Source organism: Stenotrophomonas sp. 05L44_2, from assembly GCF_056665995.1.
Map to the genome: position 1 here is coordinate 1 of NZ_JBFTNR010000071.1, position 9,216 is coordinate 9,216.

At 66.7% G+C, this 9,216-nt stretch carries 7 protein-coding genes and 1 riboswitch; of the genes, 1 reads left to right on the forward strand and 6 read right to left on the reverse strand.

Going from position 1 to position 9,216, the window contains the following annotated elements; genetic code table 11:
- The 6 genes from AC1VAN_RS04070 to AC1VAN_RS04095 form a co-directional block, all read right to left on the reverse strand.
- A partial coding sequence (locus tag AC1VAN_RS04070) for a TonB-dependent receptor plug domain-containing protein (RefSeq protein ID WP_480985315.1) occupies positions 1-668 on the reverse strand: 668 nt, incomplete at its 3' end.
- Between the two features lie 70 nt (positions 669-738).
- Positions 739-834: riboswitch (TPP riboswitch) on the reverse strand.
- A 155-nt stretch (positions 835-989) separates the two neighbouring features.
- Positions 990-2,117, reverse strand: a complete 1,128-nt coding sequence (locus AC1VAN_RS04075) for a phosphotransferase enzyme family protein (protein WP_442251517.1) — start codon at positions 2,115-2,117, stop codon at positions 990-992.
- A gap of 129 nt (positions 2,118-2,246) precedes the next feature.
- Positions 2,247-2,645, reverse strand: a complete 399-nt coding sequence (locus tag AC1VAN_RS04080) for a glycine zipper 2TM domain-containing protein (RefSeq protein WP_025875877.1) — start codon at positions 2,643-2,645, stop codon at positions 2,247-2,249.
- A gap of 248 nt (positions 2,646-2,893) precedes the next feature.
- Positions 2,894-4,921 carry an XVIPCD domain-containing protein gene (locus AC1VAN_RS04085; protein WP_480985316.1) on the reverse strand — a complete coding sequence of 676 codons (2,028 nt, stop codon included), beginning with the start codon at positions 4,919-4,921 and terminating at the stop codon, positions 2,894-2,896.
- A gap of 107 nt (positions 4,922-5,028) precedes the next feature.
- On the reverse strand, positions 5,029-5,964 hold the full coding sequence (locus tag AC1VAN_RS04090; protein ID WP_032978087.1) for a hypothetical protein: 936 nt from the start codon (positions 5,962-5,964) through the stop codon (positions 5,029-5,031).
- 204 nt (positions 5,965-6,168) lie between these two features.
- On the reverse strand, positions 6,169-6,807 hold the full coding sequence (locus AC1VAN_RS04095) for a response regulator (RefSeq protein ID WP_442251519.1): 639 nt from the start codon (positions 6,805-6,807) through the stop codon (positions 6,169-6,171).
- A gap of 75 nt (positions 6,808-6,882) precedes the next feature.
- On the opposite strand from AC1VAN_RS04095, the gene AC1VAN_RS04100 reads away from it, so the two are divergent.
- On the forward strand, positions 6,883-9,216 hold a 2,334-nt coding region (locus tag AC1VAN_RS04100), incomplete at its 3' end, for a transporter substrate-binding domain-containing protein (RefSeq protein WP_480985317.1).

The window sequence follows — 9,216 nt, forward strand, 5'->3', positions numbered from 1 at the left end:
CGGCGACCGTCGGCATGCTCGACGTAGGAATCACTGGCATCCCAGGCGGCGTTCAGACGCACGCCGAAGCGCGGGGTCAGCCAGTGGCCGACATCCACGGCTGCATAGCGTGAGCCTTCCGAATCGGTGCCCAGGGTGACCGTACGCACTTCCGCCGGGCGCTTGCCCACGTAGTTGATGATGCCGCCGGGTGCCATCACGCCAGCCGCGAGGCCGGCTTCGCCCTTGAGGATCTGCACTTCCTGGATGTTCTCCAGCGCCAGGCGCTGYTCGCCGGCGAKGGWCATGCCGTTGAAGCGGTAGCCGGTGGCCGCATCCAGCGCGAAGCCGCGGATGGCGATGTTCTGGTAGTAGCCCACCGGCGCATAGGCATCGCCCAGCGAGGCATCATTGCTGGCCAGCTCGGACAGCGAACGCACCTGGCGGCGGTCGAGGTAGTCGCGCTCCAGCACGTTCACCGAGGCGGGGGTGTCCTTCCAGGAGCCGCCGCCGAAGGCGTTGACGCGCGAGGTGTCGGCCTTCGGTTTGCCGGCCTGCACGCGCACCGCCGCCAGTTCGGTGGGCGAGGAGGGCGCATCAGCAGCGTCGGTGCCTGCCTCGCTGGCGTACAGCGGCAGGGCGGCGCAGAGGGCGAGGGCGAGCAGGGTGGGGCGCAGGCAGCGGTTCATTCGATTCGTCTTCAGACAACAAGGGAGACGAAGCGACGGCGCGCAGGTGCACCGGCCCATGACGGGGGTGTGGCTGCGGCTCAAAGCTCCCTACGCCGGTGCAAACCGGATCAGGTTCCAAGGGACTCTCTCAGCCTGGCAGATCCAGGCACCCCCGCTTCAGGTGACCATTTCACTACAAATGGTACGGATTTGCGAGCTACCGCCCTTCAGCCGGGGTCAGATCCCTTTCCAGCGGAAAGGGATCTGACCCCGGCCGAGCGCATCATCGACGCATGGCGTCGGTCTACTGAGTACCCCGGGTGTTTGGTGGCTCGCGGCTCACGCGGCGGCGTGCAGGGCCGCCAGCAGGGCCTGGCCGGGGGCCGTGGCGAACCACGCCGGATGCCCGAGCATGAACGGCTGCCAGGCCACATCGGCGTTCGCGGTCGATCCGGTGACGCCCTCGAAATACTCCACTTCGGACAGAGCGAAGTCGAAATGCACCATCGGCAGCAGGTCGGCCAGCAGGTGCACGCGGGTGGGCGACAGCGGCAGTTCCTGCCGATAGCCGTCCAGCAGGGCCAGGGCGATGTCGATGCGAACAGCATCGGTGCCGCGCTCCAGCTGCAGCCAGGCCACCGCGTTGCGTTCGATCGCGGTGGCCAGGTCGAACAGCGCGCTGGTGGGCGAGGCCAGGCCGAAATCGAGCACCGTGGCAATCGTGCCGTCGTCGTTCCACAGCAGGTTGGAGACGTGCCAGTCGTTGTGCGCCCACAGCCGCGGTTCGTCCTGCAGGCGCGCGGCCAGGCCGTGGTGCCACGGCAGCACATCGCGGCGCAGCTGTTCTTCCCAGGGAATGCGCGCCAGGTAGCGGGCCAACCCGGGGCGGTTGCCGAGGTCGGCGTTCAGCGCGGCGATCGGGTCATCGGCGCGGATCAGGTCGTCGCGTGCCACCAGCAGATGGGTGCCGCGCTGCGGGGCGTGGTAGCTGGCGGCCGCGCGGTGCAGCGTGGCCAGCATTCTTCCTGCCTGGTGTGCCTGGGCGATGTCGGTCAGTGGTGACCATGACGGCAGTTCGCGATACAGGTCCTTGCCGGCGCCCACCGCATGCAGTTCGTAGGTCCACGGGCCGTGTTCGAGTGCGGTGCGGCCGTCGTTGCTGGCCAGCACCTGCACCACCGGCATGCCGGCAGTTGCCAGATGCGCGATGAAACGGTGTTCTTCTTCCAGGCTTCCAGCGCTGCGCACACTGTGGTGGTGGCGCTTGATGAAGACCGGACCGCCGGTGCCGTCGACGATGGCCGCGGCCGACAACGGACGCGGGCTGTGCCAGCGCAGCGTGCTGTCCGCGCCCAGCTGCGGAAAGTGGCCACGCAGCCAGGTGATCTCCTGCGCGTCGATCGCCGGCCAGTCGGCGACGACCTCGTCGTTGTTGAGGCCCTGCACGCGATGGGGGGAAGAAGTCATGCCACGGCCGCTGGTGAGTAGAGGAACATCCAAGGCTGCGCATTCAACGCCATGGACGCCACAGACGCAAACGGGCGGGTCATCGACCCGCCCGTCAGGGACGCCACGTGCGGCCTGTGGCCGGCGCGCTTACCAGCCGCGATGACGGCCGCGGTCGTGGTAGTAGCGGTTGTCATGGCGCTCGCGCTGCCAGCGACGGTCATCGCGGCGGTCGTAGCCATAGCCGCGGTTGTAGCCACGGTCATAACGGCGATCGTAGCGACGGTCATAGCGCCCGTCGTAGCGTCGATCATGGCGGTCGGAGGTGGTCAGGTTGCCGATGGCGCCGCCGGCAACCGCGCCGCCGACGGTGGCAGCCGGGTCGCCGTTGGAGATCAGGTGACCCGCCACGCCGCCGACGACGGCACCGACCACGGTGCGCTTGTCCTTCCTCGACATCGCGCTGGCATCACTGACCACGGCCACGCCGGCAAGAAGTGCCAGGGCCATCGCCAGACCACGGAAGCTGAGTGCGGAAGTGCTGAGCATGTTGGGTTCTCCTGTGAGGTGCATGCCACGGTGGGCAGGGAGGGCGCTGGGCGCCCCGGCTGCCGTAGGGACCACGCTGGTGCCCGGACATTGCCGGAACATTGCGCGCGATCCCCGTGCGGCTTGCGCATTCATCTAGCGTCAGGCGGCATGAAGCGAGGCTGAAAGCGCGGCGGCCGCTCAGCTGCCAGAAAGGAAAAGGGCCGCAGTACGCGGCCCTTCCCATGGTTTCCCCTGCCTGGCCTGGCTCAGTGGCCCATGGCGCGCTGGGCCTGCTTCACCTGCTCCTGCTGGGCGTCCTGCTGCTGCAGGACATTCGGTGCACCGTGCACCGCACCACTGCTGAGTGCCATGCTCTGCTCGCTGGCCGCACGGGTGTCCACCGCCGCGCGGCAGGCAGCCGGGTCACCGGCGGTGCCCTGTACGGCAAACATGCGCTCGCCGTTGGTGCTGGGCACCACCGAATCGATGCGCTGCATGCCGCTGGCCTGCGCTTCCTTGGTCAGTGCAGCGGCGGCGGCCTCCAGTGCATGGCGGTCCTTGAAGGTGCCTGCCGGCAGGCCTTCCATGCCCTTCACGGCCTGGTTGTACATCGGGTTCTGCGGATGGCGCCCGTCATTGAGCAGCGGGCGCTCGCGCGCGTCCTTGATCGCATCCAGCGTCTTCGGGCCGATGATGCCGTCCACTGCCAGACCGTTGTCCTTCTGCAGCTGGCGCACGGCAGCCTCGGTGTTGCGACCGAACTTTCCATCCTCGACCAGCGGCTTGCCGTCGGCACCCACATACCCCAGGTGGCCCAGCTGTTCCTGCGCCCTGCGCACATCCTCGCCGTGCGCACCCTGCTTATGCACTTCGTTGCTGGTCTGCGGCTTTTCCTGCGGGGACGGCTTCGGCTCGGCGGCGCCCTTGGCCTGCGCCTGCTCGTGCGCCTGGCTGCGGTTTTCCAGCAGATCGCGTGCCTGGTGCAGCGGATCGGAGGCGAACAGCTCCCAGTTGGGGTGGTCCTTTACCTGCTTGAGGTAATCCTCCACCGGCATGGTATGCACGCCCAGCTTGCCGGTGGACTGGCTGATCAGCAGCTTGTCGGTGTTCGGGTCTCGCACCACCATCACGATGTGGTCGATGCCGTTCCAGTGCTCGTGCTTGGTCTTGGCCGTATCCAGGCCGATCACCATGCCTTCCTTCAGCGCACCCGGCTTGAGGATGTCGTCGCGCTTGAGCAGCACGCCGGAGTCCTTGTAGGCGTCATGCACGATACCGCCGGAGCCGGCGARGCCCAGCTTGATCTTGTCGGCGTCGGCGAACACCGCATGGCCGGCCTTCTGGTTGATCTCATCTTGGGTCTTGTTGAGCATCGTGCCGACCCAGCCGGAGCAGTCGATGTAGCCTTGCTCGACGTTCTTGCCGGTGACACCCTTGCCACGGTAGTACTGGCTGGATTCGATGTTGATCGCGTACTTGACGTTGTCGTACTTCACGCCGGCGTTGTAGGCCGCATCCAGCGAAATGCCGGGTGCATCGGGCTTGGCGGCAGCAGCCGTGGCGGTGGCGGCGATGGCTGCGGCACCGGCGGCGACGGCCGCCTGCGCGGCGGGGGTCACGGTCTGCGTCGGTGCGGCCTGCACCGGCGCCGGACGCGCCTGGGCCTCGGTGATCGGCGCGATGTTCTTTTCCGGGATGCTGATCGCGTCGTACTTGCGGTCGTAGTACTGGGCGAAGGTGCTGGCCAGGTCACGATCATTCATCGTGCGCATCTCGGCGCGCGTATGCCCGGTCAGCGCTTCGACGTCACTGCCGATCTGGCCCATGATGCGCGGGCGCATGTTGATCGGATCGCCGTGGCCGTCGCGCACCACGCCGAACGTGCCGGTGGCGATCGCGGTCTGGATCGAACCGTAGCCGGCGGCACCCTGCTGGTGTGCCAGATACAGGTCAAGGCCGCTCGGCTTGTCATCACCGGACAGGTAGGGATGGCCGGTGCGGTCATGGCGCTTTTCCATGTCCACCAGGTTGCGCTTGAACATCTCCGCTGCCGCTTCGGTGTTGCGGGTCGGGTCGTACTCGTGGCCGGTCAGGCCGTACTGCCTGGCCGACGACGGCAGGAACTGGAACAGGCCCTTGGCATCGGTCTTGTCGTTGTGCGCGCGCTCGTTGAAGCGGCCACCGGTCTCGATGTGGGCAAAGCGCAGGAAGTCCTCGCTGGCGATGCCCTTGCGCTGTGCAACCTGCTCGATGATGTCGAGAACTTCCTTTTTGCTGTAGTCACGTTGTGCCATGACACTTCCTCTGGGGTTGATGGAGCGGCCTTTGCCGCGATACGCCAACCGGACTCATCCGTGAGTCTTCAACATGTCGGTCAACAGGTGCTGCGGGGTGGTGCGTCTTACTTTTCGACGTAGGCCTTGCGGGCGGCGTCGTAGTGGTACTGGCGCGCGTCGGCCGCACCCAGCGCACGGGTCTGGCCCGGGCCGGAAATGGTGGTGCCGGTGGCGGTGACGGTGATGGTGGGCAGGTCGCTGCCGGCGACGGCGCTGAAGGCCAGTGCGCCCCGGTTGCTGACGCACGGCATCACCTGGCCCTCGTCGCAGGCGGCTGAATTGTCTTCGCCGGTGATCACCGTGCCCGCGCTGGCCCAGACCTGGCCGTCTTCGGACTTCTCGTAGTCCGGGTTGAATACCAGCACGGTGTAGCTTTCGATGCTGGTACCGGTAGCGAAGGTGCTGGTCGGCACCGCCAGCACCAGCTTGCCGGCCGGAGTGCGGTATTCCAGCGGCTTGCGCTTGCTGTCGATGTCCGGCGCGGTGCCATAGGCGCCGACGGTACCGATCCACGGTTCGGCGCCCTTGAACACCCAGGGACGATCCGGCTTGTCGCCTGTCAGGGTGAAGGTGGCCTCGGTCAGGGTGACCTGGCTGTCCGGACCGGCTTCGTCTTCGCCGGGCTTGCCGTACTTCTGCGGTGTGTTCCAGGCAAAGCCGGTGTAATAGCGGGTGCCGGCCAGTTCGAAGGCATGGCCGAACCAGAAGGTGGCGACACTGCCATTGGCTACTTCATACGAAACGGCGCCATCGCCGTCGACGTCGTAGATGAAATACAGCACGCTGCCGGCATCGGGGGGCGTGGCGGTGGCCGTGGTGGCGGGTGTGGCGGAGCTCTGCATCGGGGCAACATCCTGTCGTGGCGCGGTGGCGCCCTGTGGTGACGCGGTCGAAGGCGAGGGGGTGCAGGCACTGGCAAGCAGCGCAACGAGCAGGCCGGCGAACGTCGCACACAGGCGTGGGCGGACACGGGCCAAGCGGGATTCCGGAAGGATCTTCATGCACCTCTCCATGGTTTGCGGGCGTCGGGCAGGAAGGCCAACGCAGAACACGCCCCGCCCTCGATGAGGGGGAACGTCGTGATGAGCCGGTCGATTCCTTCGACCTCGCATAGGAAAACCCATCGACGCGGATGATGGCACAGATGCGACGGCGATCACAGGGGGCAGGGAGGAGCCTCCCGTCAGAGAACTGCGAACGGTGTCTCAGATCCTGCCGTCGCGCAGGTAGTCGAACAGCTCCGCGTCGCCCTTCAGCCCGAGCTTGAGCATGGCGTCACCCTTCTGGCGGCTGATGGTGCTGACGCTCTTGTGCAGCTGCAGCGAGATTTCCTTGACCGTCATGCCGGTGCCGAGCAGCCGCAGCACCTCCACTTCGCGCGGCGACAACGGCTTGCCGTCACCCTCGCGCATGCGCCAGCTGCCGGCTTCCTCCACCCGCTCGCGCAGGCTGCGGCTGATGTAGGACTGGCCGCGATAGACCGCCTGGATCGCCTGCGGCAGTTCTTCCATCGACGAACTCTTGTCGACCAGGCCGAGCACGCCGCTGTCGAGCACCATGCGCAGGATCGCCAGGTTGTTGGAGACGCTGAGCATGAGCACCGGCAGGTCGGGATGGCGGCGGCGGATCATGCCGATCATGGCGAAGCCATCGGCCTGCGGGCTGCCAGGCATCGAGTAGTCGGTGACCAGCAGGTCGCAGGGCTGGGTCGTCAGCAGGGTCATCAGCGCCTGGGCGTTGTCGGCCTCGCCAACGACTCGGCCAACGCCGCTGGATTCGATGACGGCGCGGGTACCGATGCGGACCACGGGGTGATCGTCTGCGATGATGATGCGCAAGGTCATGCTCTAGTATGGCCACCGGCACGCCGGACCGCGACCGTCGCGGTCCCTGGCAGGACTTCCAGGAGATCGTTGCAGATGCGCAGCTGGGCGGCTCGTGGACTGATCCTGTTGACGACCCTGCTGGCGCTGCCGGCGCTGGCCCAGCCTGCGTCCACGCCGGGGCCGTTGCCGCTCAGCCCCCTGCAGCGCGAGTACCTGGCCGCACATCCTGTTGTCGTTGTTGGACAGTATGACAGTGGCTGGCCTCCTTTTGAGTCGATCCAGGACGGGAAGCAGGTGGGCCTCGGCCCGGACTACCTGACGCTTTCGGCCCGGCAGCTTGGCCTGAAGGTGGAGACGCGCCGTTTTGCGGACTGGCCCTCCGTGCTGGATGCGGCATGTCGCGGCGAAATCGACGTGGTGATGAACATCGCGCTCAGCGCCGAGCGTACCCGTTGCATGGTCTATACCGCCGCCTATGCCGAAGCACCGCTGGCCATGGTTGGACGTCCTCAGGACCTGCGTGCTTCGGAGGCACCTGATCTGGATGGCCTGCGCGTTGTGGTCGAGCAGGACTTCATGACCGGACCGCAGGTGCGTGCGCGGTTCCCAAGGGCACGACAACTTGTCGCAGACAACACGCTGACGGCCTTGCGTATGGTCAGAGACGACAAAGCCGACATTTTCATCGGCAATGCCTACGTGGCGACGGAACTGATCGCCTCCAACGGGTTGAAGGGTGTGGCGTTGCTGCGGCCCAGCGATCTGCCCCCGGAGCAGTTGCATTTCGGTGTGCCCAACAGCAAACAGCCGTTGTCCGAAGCACTGGACCTGGCGCTTGCCGCCGTCAGCGAAGCGCAGCGTGACGCCCTCGCGCAGCGCTGGCTGCCACCGCCGCAGTGGTCGGCGTCGGCGCAGCTGGCATTGAGCCAGGCCGAGAAACGCGTGCTGCAGCAACCCTTGAAGATCGGCTTTGCGCCCAACGCCGCGCCGCTGTCGTTTGCCGACAGGAATGGCAAGCCCAGTGGCCTGACCAACGAATACCTGCAGCGCCTGCTGCAGGCCGGCGCCAACCTGCAGGTTGAAAACAGCCATGACTGGTATGAGGTGCGCGAGAAGGCGCGTCGCGGAGAACTGCAGGCGGTGATCGGCATTCCCTCCGATTCGAACTATCTCGGGCCGGAATGGGTGTTCAGCCAGCCCTTCATCACCGTTCCCAATGTGATTGTCACCCGCACTGACAGTCCGTCGATGCTGGGTCTGTCGGACCTGGACGGCAAGCGCGTGCTGTTGTCCGATCCCGAGCGCATCCGTGGCTACGTGCAGCATCAGGCACCGTCGGTGAAGATCGTCGCCGCGCGCAGCGCCGAGCAGGCCCTGCAACGCCTGGCAGATGGCGAGGCTGATGCCTACGTGGGCAACCTGGCGCTGGTCGACCAGCTGCTGCGCAACCGCTTCCCGGGGCGCCTGCAACTGGCCGCGCCAGCCGGGTTCAACGACCAGCTGGCGCTGGCGGTGGAGCGTCGCCATGCGGCATTGGCCACCACCTTCGACCGCCTGCTGCTGCAGATGGGGCCGCGCCGGCGCGAGGCCCTGCGCGGCGATTGGTTGTCGGTGGAATACCGCGATGGAGTGGACTGGCGCACCCTGCTGCGCTGGGGCCTTCCCCTGCTGCTGGTGCTGACCACTGCTGTGGCAATGCATGGGCTGGGGCACTGGCGGTTGCGCCGCGAAGTGGCTGGCCGTCGCGAGCTGGAGCAGCGCCTGGCCGAGGTGACCGACAACCTGCCTGCCATCGTCTACCAGGCCCGCCGCGAAGCGGACGGCACCCTGAGCTTCCCCTTCATTGCCGGCGATGTGCAGTCGATGTTCGGCATCAGCCGGCAGCAGGCGGAGTCGGACGGGCAGGCGCTGCTGGCATGCATCGATGCCGACGACCGCGAAAAGGTGCTGCGTGCGATGGAACGGGCGGCACGCAATTTCGCCCCGCTGTCCTTCGAGTTCCGTATCCACCGCGACGGAAGCGCGCCCTGCTGGGTGCGCAGCCAGGCGCACCCGTATTCAACGGAAGCAGGCGCGGTAACCTGGAGTGGTTACTGGGTGGACGTGAGCCAAGCGCGCGCGCAGGCCGACGCGCTGGCCGCGGCGATGGTCGAAGCCGAGCAGGCTGCAGCAGCGAAATCGCGCTTCCTGGCCACCATGAGCCATGAAATCCGCACACCGATGAGCGGTGTGCTGGGCATGCTGGAAGTGCTGGCGCATTCGCCGCTGGACGCCGAACAGCAACGCATCCTCGGCGTGATCGAAGACTCGGCGCAGATGCTGCGGCAGATCCTCGACGACATCCTCGACTATTCGCGGATGGAAGCGGGCGCGCTGCGCCTGGAGCCGGTGCCGCTGCCGGTGCGGCCACTGCTGGAGGGTGTGCAT

What these genes read in the sequence shown, in the direction of transcription:
- AC1VAN_RS04075 (WP_442251517.1), bottom strand. Translation starts at nt 2,117, where the DNA reads ATGACTTCTTCCCCCCATCGCGTGCAGGGCCTCAACAACGACGAGGTC.
- AC1VAN_RS04080 (WP_025875877.1), bottom strand. Translation starts at nt 2,645, where the DNA reads ATGCTCAGCACTTCCGCACTCAGCTTCCGTGGTCTGGCGATGGCCCTG.
- AC1VAN_RS04090 (WP_032978087.1), bottom strand. Translation starts at nt 5,964, where the DNA reads ATGAAGATCCTTCCGGAATCCCGCTTGGCCCGTGTCCGCCCACGCCTG.
- AC1VAN_RS04095 (WP_442251519.1), bottom strand. Translation starts at nt 6,807, where the DNA reads ATGACCTTGCGCATCATCATCGCAGACGATCACCCCGTGGTCCGCATC.